Annotated in this window: 15 protein-coding genes; 13 read left to right on the top strand and 2 right to left on the bottom strand. The window is 64.2% G+C overall.

The window, feature by feature from the left end; genetic code table 11:
• Positions 1 to 2 precede the first annotated feature (2 nt).
• The 10 genes from algG to J7655_RS04630 all read left to right on the top strand — a co-directional run bounded on the left by algG (position 3) and on the right by J7655_RS04630 (position 11,198).
• On the top strand, positions 3 to 1,538 hold the full coding sequence (algG, locus tag J7655_RS04675) for a mannuronan 5-epimerase AlgG (protein ID WP_230926784.1): 1,536 nt from the start codon (positions 3 to 5) through the stop codon (positions 1,536 to 1,538).
• 11 nt (positions 1,539 to 1,549) lie between these two features.
• On the top strand, positions 1,550 to 2,980 hold the full coding sequence (locus tag J7655_RS04670; protein ID WP_230926783.1) for an alginate O-acetyltransferase: 1,431 nt from the start codon (positions 1,550 to 1,552) through the stop codon (positions 2,978 to 2,980).
• A 10-nt stretch (positions 2,981 to 2,990) separates the two neighbouring features.
• Positions 2,991 to 4,064, top strand: coding sequence for a mannuronate-specific alginate lyase (locus tag J7655_RS04665; protein ID WP_230926782.1), 1,074 nt, complete (start codon positions 2,991 to 2,993; stop codon positions 4,062 to 4,064).
• A 118-nt stretch (positions 4,065 to 4,182) separates the two neighbouring features.
• Entirely contained in the window at positions 4,183 to 5,634 is a 1,452-nt protein-coding gene (locus J7655_RS04660) for an MBOAT family O-acyltransferase (RefSeq protein ID WP_230926781.1), read from the top strand.
• Between the two features lie 13 nt (positions 5,635 to 5,647).
• Positions 5,648 to 6,781, top strand: a complete 1,134-nt coding sequence (locus tag J7655_RS04655; protein ID WP_230926780.1) for an alginate O-acetyltransferase — start codon at positions 5,648 to 5,650, stop codon at positions 6,779 to 6,781.
• A gap of 25 nt (positions 6,782 to 6,806) precedes the next feature.
• On the top strand, positions 6,807 to 7,454 hold the full coding sequence (locus J7655_RS04650; protein WP_230926779.1) for an alginate O-acetyltransferase AlgF: 648 nt from the start codon (positions 6,807 to 6,809) through the stop codon (positions 7,452 to 7,454).
• 102 nt (positions 7,455 to 7,556) lie between these two features.
• Positions 7,557 to 8,993 carry a mannose-1-phosphate guanylyltransferase/mannose-6-phosphate isomerase gene (locus J7655_RS04645; RefSeq protein ID WP_090336992.1) on the top strand — a complete coding sequence of 479 codons (1,437 nt, stop codon included), beginning with the start codon at positions 7,557 to 7,559 and terminating at the stop codon, positions 8,991 to 8,993.
• A gap of 284 nt (positions 8,994 to 9,277) precedes the next feature.
• Positions 9,278 to 9,742 (top strand): multidrug transporter, encoded by a 465-nt coding sequence (locus J7655_RS04640; RefSeq protein WP_230926778.1) that lies wholly within the window; start codon positions 9,278 to 9,280, stop codon positions 9,740 to 9,742.
• A gap of 254 nt (positions 9,743 to 9,996) precedes the next feature.
• Positions 9,997 to 10,827 carry an SDR family oxidoreductase gene (locus tag J7655_RS04635; protein ID WP_230926777.1) on the top strand — a complete coding sequence of 277 codons (831 nt, stop codon included), beginning with the start codon at positions 9,997 to 9,999 and terminating at the stop codon, positions 10,825 to 10,827.
• Positions 10,824 to 11,198 carry a hypothetical protein gene (locus tag J7655_RS04630; RefSeq protein WP_230926776.1) on the top strand — a complete coding sequence of 125 codons (375 nt, stop codon included), beginning with the start codon at positions 10,824 to 10,826 and terminating at the stop codon, positions 11,196 to 11,198. Before J7655_RS04635 ends, J7655_RS04630 begins: the two co-directional genes overlap by 4 nt.
• A 12-nt stretch (positions 11,199 to 11,210) precedes the next feature.
• On the opposite strand, the gene trxB is transcribed toward J7655_RS04630, so the two are convergent.
• Positions 11,211 to 12,158 carry a thioredoxin-disulfide reductase gene (gene trxB / locus J7655_RS04625; protein ID WP_230926775.1) on the bottom strand — a complete coding sequence of 316 codons (948 nt, stop codon included), beginning with the start codon at positions 12,156 to 12,158 and terminating at the stop codon, positions 11,211 to 11,213.
• Between the two features lie 413 nt (positions 12,159 to 12,571).
• On the opposite strand from trxB, the gene cysZ reads away from it, so the two are divergent.
• Positions 12,572 to 13,336: a sulfate transporter CysZ gene (gene cysZ, locus J7655_RS04620; RefSeq protein ID WP_230926774.1), complete on the top strand. Its 765-nt coding sequence runs from the start codon at positions 12,572 to 12,574 to the stop codon at positions 13,334 to 13,336.
• On the opposite strand, the gene J7655_RS04615 is transcribed toward cysZ, so the two are convergent.
• Entirely contained in the window at positions 13,310 to 14,419 is a 1,110-nt protein-coding gene (locus J7655_RS04615; protein ID WP_230926773.1) for an SRPBCC family protein, read from the bottom strand. The two genes, cysZ and J7655_RS04615, sit on opposite strands and share 27 nt — an antisense overlap.
• Positions 14,420 to 14,498: 79 nt before the next feature.
• Between J7655_RS04615 and bsrA the strand changes: the two genes are divergently transcribed.
• Together bsrA and J7655_RS04605 are read left to right on the top strand one after the other, a co-directional pair.
• Positions 14,499 to 15,401, top strand: coding sequence for a LysR family transcriptional regulator BsrA (gene bsrA, locus J7655_RS04610; protein ID WP_230926772.1), 903 nt, complete (start codon positions 14,499 to 14,501; stop codon positions 15,399 to 15,401).
• 34 nt (positions 15,402 to 15,435) lie between these two features.
• Positions 15,436 to 16,665, top strand: a complete 1,230-nt coding sequence (locus J7655_RS04605; protein ID WP_420850907.1) for a glycosyltransferase family 4 protein — start codon at positions 15,436 to 15,438, stop codon at positions 16,663 to 16,665.
• The last annotated feature ends 60 nt before the right edge of the window (positions 16,666 to 16,725 follow it).

Here is a 16,725-nt window from a genome sequence, read left to right as displayed (position 1 = left end):
TCATGCAACCCAACGGCTTAGCCCTACCCCTGCTGCTCGGCGCGCTGTGCCTCACGGTGCCGCTGGCCCAGGCCAACCCGACGCAGCACCAGTTCGACTACCGCGTGCGCAGCGCACCGGCTGACGAACTGCATATGGAAGCGCCCAAGTTGCCGGACCTGTCCGGCTACACCAAGGAGGCCGTGCTGGCCAAGATTCCGCGCGAACAACGCGGCCAGGTGGTGGTGCGGCGCATGCTGCGTCAGGACGCGCTGAAGGACTTTACCGGCGGCAACGAACGCCTGCGCGAATGGATCAAGCGCCAGCAGGGCATGCCCCAGGCGATCTTCATCGAAGGTGGCCTGATCACCGCCCAGGACATCGCCAAGGCGCTGCCCGACAGCCAGTTCGCCGAGCAGGAGCCGGGCGTGTACCTGGCACGCCTGCCCATCGTCGTGGCAGAAGGCGCGGCGCTGCACGTCGGCAAGGAAACCCGCGAACTGCGCCTGTCGCAGGAGCGCGGCGCGTTTCTGGTCAACGATGGCCTGATGTTCCTCACCGACACCCGCGTCACCGCCTGGCGCGAGGCCGACAACGGCCCGGCGAGCATGCGCGACAACGGCAAGGAGTTCCGCCCGTTCCTGGTGTCCTGGGGCGGCAGCGAGCTGTACATCGCCGGCAGCGTGCTGACCAGCCTGGGCTACGACAACTCCAAGTCGTACGGGGTGTCGATCACCCAGTACACGCCGAACATGCACGAGCGCCTCAAGCGCGACGAGCCGACCGGCTGGCTGATCGATTCCGAGTTCGTCGACCACTGGTACGGCTTCTACTGCTACGAAGCGCAGAACGTGGTGATCAAGGGCAACACCTACCGCGACAACATCGTCTACGGCATTGACCCGCACGACCGTTCGCACGGCCTGATCATCGCCGAGAACACCGTATTCGGCACCAAGAAGAAGCACGGCATCATCATCTCGCGCGAGGTCAACGACAGCTGGATCATCAACAACGAGAGCTACGACAACAAGCTCTCCGGGGTGGTGATCGACCGTAACAGCGAGCGCAACCTGATCGCCTACAACCGTGTGCACGGCAACCACGCCGACGGCATCACCCTGTACGAGAGCGGCGACAATCTGCTGTGGGGCAACCAGGTGCTGCGCAATCAGCGCCACGGCATCCGCATCCGCAACAGCGAGAACATCCGCCTCTACGACAACCTCTCGGCGATGAACCAGCTCACCGGCGTGTATGGCCACATCAAGGACCTGTCCGACACCGACCGCGACCTGGACCTCGACCCGTTCGATACCAAGATCTCGATGATCATCGTCGGCGGCACTTTGGCCGGTAACGGCTCCAGCCCGATCAACATCGACTCGCCGCTGTCGGTCGAGCTGTACCGCGTGAAGATGCTTGCCCCGCGCAAGAGCAGCGGCATCCAGCTCGCCGGCATCCTCGGCGAGAAACAGGACGAAATCCTTGACCTCATGGTGCGCCAGCGCCTGCCCGTGCTGATCGATCCGATCGAGCCCGAGCCGATGACCAACTGACGAGGCCTCCCATGACTGCATACAAATTCAAGACCCTGGCCCTGGCAGTGACGTGCGCCGCATTCGGCAGCGCGCTGCAGGCCGAAGAGCGCCAGGCGTCGCAATACCAGGTGGAAGATTGCTGCTCGCTGTGCCCGGCTGCGCACGACGCCAGCCGTTACACCACCAACTACATGAAGAACTTCGTCACCCTGATGGATGCCGACGAGGGCTGGCTGTTCCGCAGTGTCGAAGACCTGCGCACCGAGTTCGGCACCAGCGAAGTCGGCTACCAGCGCCTCAAGGAACTGCGCGACGGCCTCAAGCAGCGCGGCGTGGAACTGGTGGTGGTCTATCAACCGACCCGCGGCCTGGTCAATCGCAGCAAGCTGCGCCCGGCCGACTACCAGCGCTTCGACTACGACAAGGCGCTGCGCAACTACCGCCAGGCGCTGACCCGCTTCGAACAGCTGGGTATCTGGGTACCGGACCTGACGCCGCTGACCGACGAGGACAGCGACAAGGAGTTCTACTTCCGCCGTGACCAGCACTGGACGCCCTACGGTGCCGAGCGCACCGCAAGCCTGGTGGCCGAGACGGTCAAGCGCATCCCCGGCTTCGAAGATATACCGCGCAAGGAGTTCGTCACCGAGCGCGTCGGCCTGATGGGCAAGACCGGCACCATGCAGAACGTCGCCAGCCAGCTGTGCGGCAGCGGCTATGCGGTGCAATACGTCGACCAGTTCGTCACCGAACCGAAGGACGCCAGCGATGGCGACGCGCTGTTCGGCGACGACAGCAGCCCTAAGATCACCCTGGTCGGCACCAGCCACAGCGGCAAGAACTACAACTTCGGCGGCTTCCTCGAACAATACCTGGGCACCGACGTGCTCAATGCCGCCTTCCCCGGTGGCGGCCTGGAAGGCGCGATGCTCGAGTATCTGGCCAGCGATGCCTTCCAGAACGACCCACCGAAAATCCTCATCTGGGAGTTTTCGCCGCTCTACGACCTGGCCTCGGACAAGATTCACCGTCAGTTGATGGCCACCCTGAACAACGGCTGCAGCGGCCAGACCGAGCTGCTCGCCAGCGAGAAACGCCTGCATCCGGGCAGCAACGAAATACTGGTCAATGGCGAGAACAAGCTGCTGACCCTACCCGGCAACCGCCACCAGCTGGACCTGCGTTTCAGCGACCCGTCGGTCAAGCGCGTCGACGCCACCATCTGGTACCTCAACGGTCGTCGCGAGCAGCTCAAGCTGGAAAAACCCAATACCGTCAATACCGACGGCCGCTTCGCCGTGGAGTTGCGCGACGAGCCGGGCTGGGGTGATCAGAACTTCTTCGCTCTGGAAATCGAGAAGCCCGAAGACAGCGATGACGACCTGAAAGTCCAGGCCAGCCTGTGCCAGCGCCCAAGCGGGGCCAGCCAACAAGTCGCGCAGCACAGTGCGAACGACTGAGGAGGCAAGCATGCCCAAACGACTCGCTCCCTTCACCCTGATAGCCGTGCTGCTCAGCGGCCCGGCCTTCGCCGAACTGCACCCGCCGGCGGGCTATTACGCCGCCGTGGGCCAGCGCGACGGCAAGGCGCCCGCCTGCCCCGCAGTACCAGAGCCGTACACCGGTGAGCTGCAGTTCACCAGCAAGTACGCCGGCTCCGACAGCGCGCGCGCCACGCTCAACCGCAAGGCGGAGAATAACTTCCGCCAGCAGACCGCTCACATCGTCCGCCTGGAAAAGGAAGCCGGGCGGATGATCACCGGCTACATGCGTACCGGTCAGCCTGAGCGCCTGGAATGCGCCATCGAATGGCTGGACCGCTGGGCCAGCGCCGATGCGCTGGAATCCGAGCAGTTCAACCACACCGGCAAGTCGATGCGCAAATGGGCGCTCGGCAGCCTGGCTGGCGCCTGGCTGCGCCTGAAGTTTTCCGAGTCGCAGCCGCTGGCGCAATACCCGCAGCAGAGTGCGCGCATCGAAGCCTGGTTCACCCGGCTGGCCGAACACACGGTGCGCGAGTGGAGCGATCTGCCGCTACGCAAGATCAACAACCACAGCTACTGGGCCGCCTGGTCGGTGATGGCGGTGGCGGTGATCAGTGATCGTCGCGACCTGTTCGACTGGTCCGTGGGCCAGTTCCGCATCGCTGCCAATCAGGTCGATGACGAAGGTTATCTGGCCAACGAAATGCGCCGCAGCCAGCGCGCCCTGGCTTACCACAACTATGCGTTGCCACCGCTGGCGATGATCGCCGCGTTCGCCAAGGCCAACGAAGTGGATCTGCGCGGCGAGAACCACGGCGCACTGCAGCGCCTGGCCGAACGGGTGCTGCAAGGCGCACGCGACCCGGCCGCATTCGCCCAGCGCACCGGTGCCAAGCAGGACATGAGCGAGCTGCGCAAGGACTTCAAGTACGCCTGGCTGGCGCCCTACTGCAGCCTCTACGCCTGCAATGAGGAAACCCGCGAACTGAACCAGGAGAAGGGGCCGTTCAACAGCTTCCGCCTCGGTGGCGAGGTGACCCAGGTGTTCGAAAAACCGTAGGAGCGGCTTTAGCCGCGATTTTCGCGGATGAATCGGCTCCTACGGGACGTAACAAACAAACCCTCCGTTCGCGGGGGGAAAGGGGGGCGCTGCCCCGGCTGTTCACGGAGAAGCACGGATGGTCTTTTCATCCAACGTCTTTTTGTTTCTGTTCCTGCCGATCTTCCTCGGCCTGTATTACCTGTGCCCGAATCGCGGACGCAATCTGCTGATCCTGATCGGCAGCTACACCTTCTACGCCTGGTGGCGGGTGGACTTCCTTCTGCTGTTCGCCGCCGTGACACTGTGGAACTACGTCTTCGCCCTGCGCATTCATGCCCACGCCGGCACCCAGGCGGCGCGCCGCTGGGTGGTGGCCGGGGTCATCGGCAACCTGGCCACGCTGGGTTACTTCAAGTACGCCAACTTCGGCGTGGCCAATATCAATGCGGTGCTCGAGTCGATGGGGATGGAGCCCTTCGTCCTCACGGCGGTGATCCTGCCGATCGGTATCTCCTTCTACATTTTCCAGTCGATCAGCTACCTGATCGACGTGTACCGGCGTGACACCGAACCGACGCACAACCTGATCAACTTCGCCGCCTTTATCGCCCTGTTCCCGCAACTGATCGCCGGCCCCGTGCTGCGCTACAAGGACCTGGCCGACCAGTTCACCGACCGCACCCACAGCATCGACAAGTTCAGCGAAGGCGCCACACGCTTCATGCAGGGCTTCGTCAAGAAGGTGTTCATCGCCGACAGCCTGGCGCCGCTGGTGGACCATTGCTTCGCTCTGGAAAACCCCAGCACCGGCGACGCCTGGCTGGGCATGATCGCCTACACCGCGCAGCTGTATTTCGACTTCTCCGGCTACAGCGACATGGCCATCGGCCTGGGCCTGATGATGGGCTTTCGCTTCATGGAGAACTTCAACCAGCCCTACATCAGCCAGTCGATCACCGAATTCTGGCGGCGCTGGCACATCAGTCTGTCCACCTGGTTGCGCGACTACCTGTACGTGCCGCTGGGCGGCAACCGCCACGGCACCTTCAACACCTACCGCAACCTGTTCCTGACCATGCTGCTGGGCGGTTTCTGGCACGGCGCCAACTGGACCTTCCTGATCTGGGGCGCCTGGCACGGCACCTGGCTGGCCATCGAACGCGCGCTGGGGGTGAAAGCCGCACCGACTGTATTCAACCCGCTGAAATGGGCCTTCACCCTGCTGCTGGTGATGCTCGGCTGGGTGATCTTCCGCGCCGAGAACCTTGAGGTGGCCGGGCGCATGTACGCCGCCCTGTTCAGCTTTGCTGACTGGCACCTGAGCGAGCTGACCCTGGCGCACATCACCGGTTTGCAGATGGCGACTCTGGCGCTGGCCTGGGTGGTGATCGCCGTCAACGGCGCCCGCCAGTTCCTTGCCAGCCGCCATCATGAGCCGGGGCTGACCCTGGCCAGCGCCGGGGTGGCCCTGCAGGCCATCGACCTGCGCATGGTGGCCGTGCGCGGTGCGCTACTGCTGTTGTTCTGCGCCTCGCTGCTCAAGCTCTCGGCGCAGAGCTACTCCCCCTTCCTCTACTTCCAGTTCTGAGCGGAGGCCGAGAATGAATCGCTCCTTTAAGACCCTCTACGTCGTGCTGTTCGCCCTGCTGCTGTTGCCGGTCAGCGTGCTTGCCCTGAGCAAGCTCGCCGACTACCAGATGCCGGCGCAGCCGAGCGTGCTCGACGGCGGCCTGGCCAAGAGCATCGAGCGTCACTACGACGAGAACTTCCCGCTCAAGCAGGCCGGCATCAACCTCTGGGCAGCCGTGGAATACCTGGTGTTCGGTGAGGGCCGCAGCGGCCTGGTGATCGGCCAGGACGGCTGGCTGTACTCGGACGAGGAATTCGCTCCGCAGGCCGACGGCCAGCGCCAGATGCGCGACAACCTGGCGTTGATCCGCGGCGTGCAGCGCCAGCTGGAAGAACGCGATATCCAGCTGCTGCTGGCCATCGTCCCGGCCAAGACCCGCCTGTACCCGGAGCACACCGGCAGCCATCGCCCCAGCGCCCTGCAACGCAGCCTGTACCCGCGCTTTCATCGTGCGGTGCGCAGTGCAGGGATCGCCGCACCGGACCTGCTCGAACCGCTGCAGGCGGCCAAGAATGAGGCGCCGATGTTCCTGCGCACCGACACCCACTGGACGCCGGAAGGCGCCGACGTCACCGCCCGCGCCCTGAGCGAGGTGGTGCGCAGCGCCATGCAGCTGCGCGGCGAGCCGCAGCAGTTCGTCACCGAAACCGTGGAAACCCGCGCGCACCAGGGCGACCTGACCCGCTTCCTGCCGCTGGCCCCGCTGTTCGAGAGTCTGATGCCGCAGGCCGACCGCCTGCAGCAACGCGAAACCCATGCCGCCGAAGGTGGCGGCGACGACCTGTTCGGCGACAGCGACCTGCCGGTGACCCTGGTCGGCACCAGCTACAGCGCCAACCCGGCCTGGAATTTCGCCGGTGCCCTGCGTGAACACCTGCAACGCGACCTGGCCAATCACGCCGAGGAAGGCGGTGGGCCGCTGGTGCCGATGCTCAAGTACCTGCAGAGCGAGGACTTCGAGAACAACCCACCGCAACTGGTGATCTGGGAGTTCCCCGAGCGCTACCTGCCGATGACCAGCGATTTCACCGATTTCGACCCGCAATGGCTCGCCGCACTCAAAGACGACGGCGAGCGCCAGGGGCTGGCTGCTGCCAGTCACTGATTCATCCCCCAAGGAGGACTATCCGATGAACACTCAAAACACCCTACGCCGCTTCACCCTGGGCGCCTGCGCCCTGGCTCTGGGCCTTGGCATGTTCCAGGCGCAGGCCGATGACGGCGCCCTCTACGGTCCCAAGGCACCCAAGGGTTCGGCCTTCGTCCGCGCCTACAACGCCAGCAGCGCCGAACTCGATGTCAGCGTCGGACAGACCCAGCTCAAGCAGATCTCGCCGCTGGGTTCGAGCGACTTCAAGTTCCTTCCGGCCGGCAGCTATCAGGCCCAGGTAGGCAACTCGCAGATGCCGGTGGACCTGGAACCCGAGCATTACTACACCCTGGTCAGCCAGACCGGCGACAAGCCGCGCCTGGTCGAGGAGCCGCCCTTCACCAGCCGCCAGAAAGCGCTGCTGCGCGTGCAGAACCTGACCGATAGCACCCTGAGCGTGAAGACCGCTGACGGCAAGACCGCCGTGGTCGCCGACGTGAAGCCGGACGGTCGTGGCGACCGCGAGATCAACCCGGTCAAGGTCGGCCTGGCGCTGTTCGACGGTGAGCGCAAGGTCGCCGACCTGAAGCCGGTCACTCTGGAGCGCGGCGAAGTGGTCAGCCTGTTCGTCACTGGCGGTCAGGGCAAGTATTCGCCGGTGTGGGTCAAGCGCCCCATCGACGGTTGATGCAGTGAAGAGATTCTCAAGAACAAGGAAAACGGCGGGCACACGCCGCACCGACACGACACGGGCATCCATCTCGTAATGAACGTTAAGGAGATACACATCATGACCCCCATCATCCTTTCCGGTGGCAGCGGCTCCCGACTCTGGCCTCTTTCGCGCAAGCTGTATCCCAAGCAGTTCCTCGCCCTGACCGGCGAACAAACCCTGTTCCAGCAGACCCTGCAGCGTCTGTCCTTCGAAGGCATGCAGCCGCCGGTGCTGGTAGCCAACCAGGAGCACCGCTTCATCGTGCTCGAGCAGCTGGAACAGATCGGCCAACAGGCGCAGATGCTGCTGCTCGAGCCCTTCGGCCGCAATACCGCACCGGCAGTGGCCATGGCCGCCCTGCAGCTGGTCGCCGAAGGCCGTGACGAGCTGATGCTGGTGCTGCCGGCCGATCACGTACTGGACGACCAGCAGGCGTTCCGCCAGGCCCTGGCACTGGCTACCGTGGCTGCCGAGAAAGGCGAGATGGTGCTGTTCGGTGTCCCGGCCGATCGTCCGGAAACCGGCTACGGCTATATCCGCAGCCAGGTCGACGGCACCCTGCCCGATGGCGTGGCGCGCGTCGCCAGCTTCGTCGAGAAGCCCGACGCCCAGCGTGCCACCGAGTACGTGAAGAGCGGCGATTATTACTGGAACAGCGGCATGTTCCTGTTCCGCGCCAGCCGCTTCCTCGAAGAACTCAAGCATCATGACGTGGACATCTACGACACCTGCCTGCTCGCCCTGGAGCGAAGCCAGCGCGACGGCACGCAGGTCGCCATCGACCCGGCCACCTTCGCCTGCTGCCCGGACAACTCCATCGATTACGCGGTGATGGAAAAGACCAGCCGCGCCTGCGTGGTACCGCTGGCCGCCGGCTGGAACGATGTCGGCAGCTGGTCGTCGATCTGGGAAGTGCACGACAAGGACGAAGCCGGCAACGTCACCAAGGGCGACGTGGTGGTCGAGGACAGCCGCAACTGCCTGATCCACGGCAACGGCAAGCTGGTCTCGGTACTCGGGCTGGAAGACATAGTCGTGGTGGAAACCAAGGACGCCATGATGGTGGCGCACAAGGACCGCGTGCAGGACGTCAAGAAGCTGGTCAGCAAGCTCGACCAGCAGGGCCGCAGCGAGACCCAGAACCACTGCGAGGTGTACCGCCCATGGGGCTCGTACGACTCGGTGGACATGGGCGGCCGTTTCCAGGTCAAGCACATCACCGTCAAGCCGGGTGCGCAGCTCTCCTTGCAGATGCACCACCACCGCGCCGAGCACTGGATCGTGGTCTCCGGCACGGCCAAGGTCACCTGTGACGACAAAGAGTTCCTGCTCACCGAAAACCAGTCCTGCTACATCCCGATGACCTCGGTGCACCGCCTGGCCAACCCGGGCAAGATCCCGCTGGAAATCATCGAGGTGCAGTCCGGCACCTACCTGGGCGAGGACGACATCGAACGTCTGGAAGACGTGTACGGCCGTAGCGATGCAGTAGCCGCCGGCGCCGCACACTGAGCTGTTCGTAGCCCGGATGCAATCCGGGTCATCTAGACCCCGGATTGCTTCCGGGCTACGTCCTTGTTCATCGGAGGCATACGCAGTGAGCTCCCCTCTTCCATTTACAGGAGAGGGGTTGGGGGAGAGGGCAGAATACGCCCACGGCATTGAAGGCTCTGTTTTCCCCCGCCTCTCCTTCCCGCCCGGAGAAGGAAGCTGTCACACCCTGCGACAGCGCACGCGGTTACCCTTAACTGACACCTTGTGTAGGATGAGCGCAGACTTCCAAAAGGACTGCCCTCATGCTGTTCGGTGTCGTACTCGTCATCACCTGGCTGATTCTGCTGATCCGCTACCCGACCAAGGCGCTACCGGTGTCCATGGCCGTGCTAGTCGGTCTCGGCCTGGTGGCCACCTGGGTGATCTGGCAGGAAAGCCAGGACGAGCGCTACCTCGCCCATCTCGAACTGCGTCTGAGCTACGACCCGCAGCGCTGCCCCGCCGACCGCCCGCTGGCCATCGACCTGAAGAACGGCAGCGACGCCGCCCTGCTGGAGCTGCGCTGGGAAGTCGCGGCCTACCGGCCCGGCAACGCCACCAATCTGGCCCAGCGCCTCTACGAATCGCCACGCTACAGCGGCCCCGGTGAACTGCTGCCGGGTGCCAGCTGGAGCGACTGCATGCCCCTGCCCGACCTGCGCAGCGGCTATCGCCCGGCTACGCTGGAGTTTCGCGCCGAGCGCCTGCAAGGCAAGTTCATACGCTGAACACGCCGACCGTAGGAGCGAGCGTCGCGAGCGAAGCTTATGGCGTCACCTGCGTTCGCGAGCGGAGCTCGCTCCTACCATACTCGACATCCGTTGCCCGCTTCGTAGCCCGGATGCAATCCGGGGGTTTGCCTGTGACGGTTCCCGGATTGCATCCGGGCTACGGGATTAAGCGCGGAGGTCGAACAGTCCGCCATCACCTCAAGCCAAGGCTGCTAAGCTGCAGCCCATTCGCGTCTCAGGGAGTCCCGCGCATGCCACAATCCAGCGTCCTGATCACCGGTTGCTCCAGCGGCATCGGCCGCGCCCTGGCCGATGCCTTCAGGGCTGACGGCTACGCGGTGTGGGCCACGGCGCGCAAGGATAGTGACCTGGCGGCACTCGAGCAGGCCGGGTTCCATGCGGTACAACTCGACGTCAACGACAGCGTGGCGCTAGAGCGACTGGCTGCACGCATGAACGAAGAGATCGGCGGTCTCGACGTGCTGATCAACAACGCCGGTTACGGGGCCATGGGCCCGCTGCTCGACGGAGGCGTGGAGGCCATGCGCAAGCAGTTCGAAACCAACGTGTTCTCCATCGTCGGCGTCACTCGCGCCTTCTTCCCGCTGCTGCGCCGCAGCCGCGGCCTGGTGGTCAATATCGGCAGCGTGTCGGCGCTGCTGGTAACGCCCTTCGCCGGCGCCTATTGCGCGTCCAAGGCCGCCGTACACGCCCTGAGCGATGCCCTGCGCATGGAGCTGGCGCCCTTCTCCATCGAGGTGATGGAAATACAGCCCGGCGCCATCGCCTCCAGCTTCGGCGCCAACGCCAGCCAACAGGCCGAGGCGCTGATCCGCCAGGACTCGCCCTGGTGGCCGCTGTGCGACGGCATCCGCGCACGCGCTCGCGCCTCGCAGGACAATCCCACGCCCGCCAGCGACTTCGCCGCACACCTGCTGGCCGCTGTGCAGCGCGACAAACGTCCGCGCCTGCTGCGTCTGGGCAATGGCAGCCGCGCTCTGCCGCTGCTCGCCACGCTGCTGCCCAAAGCGCTGCTCGAGCGCGTGCTGCGCAAGCGTTTCGGTCTGGTGCAAAACCTGTGAAGCACAATCTGCAATTGCGCTATTACGCGGCAGCCGGAATCGTTGCGGCCATCGTGCTCAACCTGCTGCTGCGTACCTTCGTACGCCTGGGCGGGGTGTTCACTACCCTGCTGATCGCCGCCGCCATCGCCGCCGGCCTGGCGCTGGTGTTTCACTGGCGAACAGGGCGCGCACCGAGCAGCGCCGAGCGCTGGCGCCTCACCCTGCTCTATGGTGGCGTGCTGGGGCTGCTCTATCTTGGCCTGCTGGGCATGATGGTCATGCAGGACACCCCCAGCCCCATGGGGCTGTTTCTGTTCAGCCTGCACTACCTGTGCTACCCCGTGCTGGCCTGGCTGGCGTTTTCACCGCGCCATGGTCGGCGCGACTAACGCTGCTCCGCCTTACAGCCCGTCGAGATAGCGCTCGACATCCAATGCCGCCATGCAGCCGGCACCGGCCGAGGTGATGGCCTGGCGATAGACCGAATCGGCCACATCACCGGCGGCGAATACGCCGGGAATGCTGGTCGCGGTGGCATTGCCCTCGCGCCCGCCGTTGACCACCAGATAGCCGTCCTTCAGCGCCAGTTGACCGTCGAACAGGCTGGTATTGGGGGTATGGCCGATGGCGATGAATAGACCCTCCACCTTCAGCTCGCGGTAAGCGCCGCCGTATTGTCTGAGGCGCACACCGGTCACACCACTGGCATCGCCCAGCACTTCGTCCACCTCGGCGTTGAGCTGCAGCTCGATCTTGCCTTCGGCGATACGCTCCTGCAGCTTGTTCTGCAGGATCTTCTCGGCCCGGAAGGCATTACGCCGATGGATCAGCGTCACCTTGCTGGCAATGTTGGCCAAATACAGCGCCTCTTCCACGGCGGTATTGCCGCCACCGACCACGGCCACCTCGCGTCCGCGATAGAAGAAGCCATCACAGGTCGCACAGGCGGATACCCCGCGGCCCATGAAGGCTTCTTCGCTGGGCAGCCCGAGGTAACGCGCACTGGCGCCCGTGGCAATGATCAGCGCGTCGCAGTGATAGGTGGCACTGTCGCCGATCAGGGTGAAGGGCTTGCCGGCCAGATCGACGGCATTGATATGGTCGAAGACGATCTCGGTATCGAAACGCTCGGCATGCTCCTGCATGCGCTGCATCAGCACCGGCCCGGTCAGGCCGTGAGGGTCACCCGGCCAGTTGTCCACTTCAGTGGTGGTGGTCAACTGACCACCAGCCTGCATACCGGTGATCAGCAGCGGTTTCAGATTGGCACGCGCGGCATACACCGCCGCACTGTAACCAGCCGGGCCGGAGCCCAGAATGATGACGCGGGCATAACGAACACTGGACATCGCATACTCCTCGCAGGCCCACAGACCGGCGACCAGATAAAAAGGGACTCTCGAAGCGCTAGGGGAAGGCTTGGAATGTTGAGAGCCCCGCAAAAAGCACACCTCTAAAAACTACCTGCGTTGTCATCGCTGCGTTAAAAACAGGCTCAAAATGCTCATTTACAGCTCGTAAACTGCGCTTTTTCGCCTGTGTTTGCCTTGCGCTGACTGCCTCGCCTACGTTTTTAGAGGCGACCTAAAATGAAACTGGGCGCAAGGCTATAGAGGCCGCCTGCCAAGCGGAAATACCCTTTGCCAATTCCAGGCATAGAGCCCGCCTATTGCAGGCACCTCCAGGCGGAGCTGTCGCTGAACTTTCGCCGCGTCCGCGAAGTCGGTATGGTCGCGCGCATCAACCACCTCAGGAGTCCCGCATGCCCGCCGCCCCCGTCCTGTCCGGCCCACAGTATTTGCGCGAAGGTCTGAAGCTGGTGCTCAGCCCAGGTCTACGCCTGTTCGTGCTGCTGCCACTGGCCGTCAATCTGATCCTGTTCGTCATCCTAATCAGCCTTGCCGTGCAGCAGTTCAGCGGTTGGGTCGACACCTTCATGCCCACCCTGCCTACCTGGCTGAGCTTTCTGCAGTACATCCTCTGGCCACTGTTCGTGGTGCTGGTGCTGCTGATGGTGTTCTTCACCTTCACCTTGCTGGCCAACATCATCGCCGCACCGTTCAACGGTTTTCTCGCAGAAAAAGTCGAGGTGGTGGCGCGCGGCGAAGATCACTTTCCGCCGTTCAGCTGGGCCGAACTGGCGGCCATGGTACCGCGCACCATGGGCCGCGAGATGCGCAAGCTGGCCTACTTCCTGCCGCGTGCCATCGCCCTGCTGATCCTCAGCTTCATTCCGCTGCTCAACCTGATCGCCGCGCCGCTGTGGCTGCTGTTCGGGGTGTGGATGATGGCCGTGCAGTACATCGACTATCCGGCGGACAACAACAAGATGAGCTGGCAGGACATGCTCGCCTGGCTGCGCGAAAAACGTTGGCAGAGCCTGAGCTTCGGCGGCATCACCTATGCCGCCCTGCTGGTGCCGGGGCTGAACATCCTGATGATGCCGGCGGCCGTGGCCGGTGCCACGCTGTTCTGGGTACGCGAGCGCGGCGAGCAGGCGCTAGGTGCGCGCAAGGACGTCGTGTAACGCCTGCATCGAGGCCTGCGACTCGCGCTCGATGCGCCTGCGCATGAACAGGGCATTGGCCAGGCGCATCAGCAGGCCATCGAAGCCATATTCGAGGGTGCGCACAAACTCGCAGCCACCCTCCGTCTCAACGCATTCATAGGTCAGCAGCAGGTGCAGACCATGGCAGCCCCGGGCACGGGCCTGCCAGCGGCAGGCCGGCTGATAGTCGAGCACGTCCCAGCTCAGGTGCCCGGCGCGACCACCGGCATGAATGTCTTCCTCGAAGCACTCACCGGCGAGCAAAGCTCCTTCGCGCCCTTGGACACGCAGTGACGACGGGTGCCACTGCGGCCAGTGACTCGGCGCCGCAGCGTAGTCCAGCACCTGCTCGGCCGACAGCTCGATGCGGATGCGGTGTTGCTGGCGATTCTGCTCATGAATCGCCTCAGGCTCCCAGTGCAGGGTGCCGTACAGCCAATCCATCAACGGATGAACGATGCCGAAGTTGTGCGTCTGCATCAGCTCGCGGCGATGATGCAGCGCGTGCAGACGGCGCATCTGGCGAATCCAGGGTAAGCGCGCCAGGGCATGCTCGGCCGGCAGGTGCTCGCAGGCGTGCACCACTTCATAGCTCATGTAGCCCAGCAGCATGCTGCCGGCAAACAGCGCAGCGAGGTTGCCATCGAACTGCGACAGCAGCCACCAGACGGCAAACAACGGCAGGCTGTAAAGCACGATCAGCCAGGCCGGAAAGAGGATCACGCGCCAGTCGCGCGCCGTCTCGTAGGGCATCAGCGTCTCGACGAAGAAGCTGTGATGATCACCGGTATGGCGTTTGTAGAAGAGCTTGCCGAAACGCGTCTTGCTGTGACCGAGACGCTTGTGCACCTGGTACTCGCCCCAACTGAAGAACACCAGCGTTACCGGCACCACTAGCCACTGCCAGGGCGCCACTGCCTGCAGAGAGCTGAACAGCCACCCCATGCACAGCAATCCGTAAACCAGTACGAATGCGGCGTGCAGCCAGGGGTTGTACGACCGATGGATGGCTGCACGGTAATCGCTGCGAAACGCCTGAGCATTGTCGTTGTTGTAGGCCATGACGCTCTCCTCTGCATTGACAAGATTCTAAGCCCGACCAGATCATTCGAATAATGGATAGTTGACAAGAGCATTATTCTTGATAACGAATTTACGCCAGCTCGATCTCAACCTGCTGCTGGTCTTCGATGCCCTGATGCAGGAAGGCAACCTGACCCGTGCGGCTCAGCGCCTGCACCTGAGCCAGTCGACCGTCAGCAACGCCCTGGCCCGCCTGCGCCAGCAACTGGGCGAGGAGTTGTTCCGACGCACCGCGCGCGGCATGACGCCGACCGCGCGCGCCCAGGCGCTCTACCCGCCCGTGCGCCAGGCGCTGCAATTGCTGCAGGCCGGCCTCGGCCCGGCAGAACCCTTCGATGCCCAGGCATCGCACGTGTTCAGCCTGTCGCTCAACGACTACGCCCAGGCCGCGCTGCTACCGATGCTGCAGGCACACCTGGCCCGTGTCGCGCCGCAGGTGGAACTGGTGGCGCACAGCGACGACGCCGACAACCTGCTGCCGCGCCTGGAGAGCGGTGCCCTGGATCTGGCCGTCGACTACCTGCACGTCGATTCGCCCGACCTGCATTACGCGCCGCTGCGCGAAGAAACGCTGGTAGTGATCGGCCGCCAGAATCATCCGGCCTTCGTCGGTGGCCTCAGTCGTCGCGCCTATCAGCAGGCACGCCACGTGATCGTGACGCCGCGCGCCGGACGCGGCTCACCCCTGGAAATCGTCCTGGGCTCAGCCAAGGTCAGGCGCCAGGCGGCGCTGCATCTGCCCAACTACCTGCCGATTCCGGCCATCGTTGCCCAGACCGACCTGCTCGGCACCGTACCGGCGCGCCTGGCCAACGCCTTCGCGGCGCTGTTCGCGCTGCAGGTGGCGCCCCTGCCTTTCGATATGCCGGCCGTGCAGATCAGCCTGATCTGGCACCGTCAGCAGCACCACGATCCGGCCCATATCTGGCTACGTGAACAGTTGCACGGCTTACTCGCCTGACACACAACTGCAATCTGACGGTCATGTGCACTACATGACCCAGGCAGAGACTGCATACATGAACGCACCGTCTCTGCATGTCGCCCTGATCAGCGAAACCTTCCCGCCGGAAATCAACGGCGTGGCCAACACCCTCGGGCGCCTGGTCGAGGGTCTGCGTGGGCGCGGCCATCGCGTGCAACTAATACGGCCTCGCCAGGAAGTCGACCCGGCACACGCGGCCGATGATGACGTGCTGCTCACGCGCGGCTGGTCGCTGCCCGGCTATCCCGGCCTGCAATGGGGCCAGTCATCGCTGCACAAGCTGCTGCGGCGCTGGCAAAGGCAACGCCCGGATGTGCTGTATATCGCCACCGAAGGCCCACTAGGTCTGTCCGCCCTGCGCGCGGCGAGGCGCCTGGCAATCCCGGTGGTAAGCGGCTTTCACACCAACTTCCAGCAGTACACCGGGCATTACGGGTTCGGCCTGCTGACACGGGCGATGACCAACTACCTGCGCTGGTTCCACAACCGCACGCAGCTGACGCTGGTGCCGAGCGTCGGCCAGCAGGTCGATCTGCAACGCCGAGACTTCGAACGCCTGGCCCTGCTGGCCCGTGGCGTCGACAGCCAGTTGTTCAACCCGCGCAGGCGTAGCGAGGCGCTGCGCGCACGCTGGGGGCTGGAGCCTGATGACCTGGCCGTCGTGCATGTCGGGCGCCTGGCAGCGGAGAAGAACCTCGGCTTGCTGGTCAAGGCCTTCCGCGCCCTGCAGCAGGTACAGCCGCAGCGCCGCATGCGTCTGATCCTGGTCGGTGACGGGCCGCTACGCACCAACCTTCAGGCGCAGTTGCCGGATGCGCTGTTCTGTGGCCTGCAACGCGGCGAGGCCTTGGCCACGCACTATGCATCAGGCGATCTGTTCCTGTTTCCCAGCCTCTCGGAAACCTTCGGCAACGTGGTGCTGGAAGCCCTGGCCTCGAGCCTGGCCGTGGTGGCGTTCGACCAGGCTGCAGCCGCTCAGCATATCCATCACCAGCACAACGGCATGCTCGCCCGTCCGGGGGACGAGGCCGGTTTCTGCGCAGCTGCCTGCGAATTGCTCGCCGATAGCGAAGTGCTGCGACGCATCCGCCTCAATGCGCGCCGGCATGCCAGCCACCTGAGCTGGGACGACATCGTGATGCAGTTCGAGCAGCATCTGCGCAGTGCCATGCAGCCGCGCCCGAAGATCGCCAATGCCGGTAGCCCGGATGAAATCCGGGGCGAGATGCAGGATGGCTAAAACGTAGCAGCGGACGTAAAAAGCCCCGATGTGCCAGGGCTGGAAACACGGGGCACCGGA

The sequence above is a fragment of the Pseudomonas wenzhouensis genome (assembly GCF_021029445.1).
Taxonomy (GTDB): Bacteria; Pseudomonadota; Gammaproteobacteria; order Pseudomonadales; family Pseudomonadaceae; genus Aquipseudomonas; species Aquipseudomonas wenzhouensis.
The sequence above is the reverse complement of the archived record's forward strand: the minus strand, read 5'-3'. Positions and strand labels throughout refer to the sequence as shown.